1 protein-coding gene is annotated in these 1,445 nt (G+C 28.6%); it reads right to left on the bottom strand.

Annotation, left to right across the window (positions count from 1 at the left end; translation table 11 throughout):
* A partial coding sequence (locus AN959_RS18070) for a helix-turn-helix transcriptional regulator (RefSeq protein ID WP_056832837.1) occupies positions 1-1,218 on the bottom strand: 1,218 nt, incomplete at its 3' end.
* Between the last annotated feature and the right edge of the window lie 227 nt (positions 1,219-1,445).

Consider the following 1,445-nt stretch of genomic DNA (forward strand, 5'->3'; position numbering starts at 1 on the left):
ATTTTGTTTAAAATAGTAATTTGCTAATAAAATAGAATACTTTTGAACATGTCGATCATCTTGGATATTTTCAAAATGATGGATAGCTTCTTTTAGTACCAGTTCAAGTTCTTCGGATAAACTATGGAAAGTTCTATATATTTCTATATGAAAATAATATGAAATATTTTCATTGCTAGAATTTTTTCCCACCTCTATCCTTTCTAAGCCTTTTTGACACCACTTTAGAACTTGTTCATGATCCGCTTGCTTTGAATACTCTTTAATAATGGAAAGAATGGTTATTAGGTATCTTTCTGTATTACAAATTTTTTCCTTGGATCTCAAACTACACTCATAGAACTCAATGGCTTTTTCATGACTCCCTTGAATAGCGTGTAATGAACCTAGATTTTGATAAATCACCCCCTCATAGTGTATAAGTTTATAATCTATTGCTAGCTTTCCAGCAAAATTATAATTCTTTTCTGCTTCTTCATATTTCCTCATTCTTTTATGTGATATTCCTATAACGATGAAATTATCAATTGCTCTTTCGAACAAGAGATTGTCCTTATAGTAGACCAAAGATTTGGAAGCATAGTTTATTGCGTTAAAAAATTCATTGCATTTAAAGTACGTTAAGCTTAGTACATTATAGTAATCAGCGATCTCCCATTCTTCATTTGTTTCCTTATTTACGAATTTTAATGATTTTTCCAATTGATTTAATGCCTTTTGATAATTTCCATCCAAATAATAATACAATCCAAGATTAAGATTCATAACAAACTTTTGTTTATCGTCTAAATCATCTTTTATTTTCACAAGGACGTTGAAGGTCGTTTGAAGGTTATCTTCCTCTTCGTTTAAAATTAACTGGAGACGAAACATAAATAGGTGATAACTATAGAAATTATTTAATTGTAAGAAGTAATGCTTTCTTTTCGTAAACTCTTTCAAGGATGTTCTTATTAAATTTTTATCCCTGCTCAAAATGCCAGTTTCATACAGCTCAAATAACAATGCAATTACCTTATTTTCTTCTTCACTTGAAACTTGATCTATTTCTATTTTTAGCCTTTTGAGTAAAAGCCTTATAACTTCGTCACTTGGAACTGTTGTATTATTTTCAATTTTGCTTAAATAGGATGTAGAGCAGATTCCCTTGGCCAATGTGTTTTGTTTCATACTTTGGTTTATTCTTTCTGATTTTATTATATGACCTATACTACTCATTTTCTTCACCCCTTATGAATTAGTAATGTACTAATTCTTGAAATAAAATAAATATCCTTTCTTAATCGCTCGACTCAAAACGACTATTTCATTGTAGAAATTCATATAAATAGGTAGAAGATTGTAGAATATAGGCGATTTGAATATCCAATTTTTATTACAAAATAGTAAAATTTCATTATTACATGAAATTTGTTTGATTTTAGTAGTAATAATCCAGGAAAAAA

Origin of the sequence: Psychrobacillus sp. FJAT-21963, from assembly GCF_001420585.1 — a bacterium.
Classification (GTDB): Bacteria; Bacillota; Bacilli; order Bacillales_A; family Planococcaceae; genus Psychrobacillus.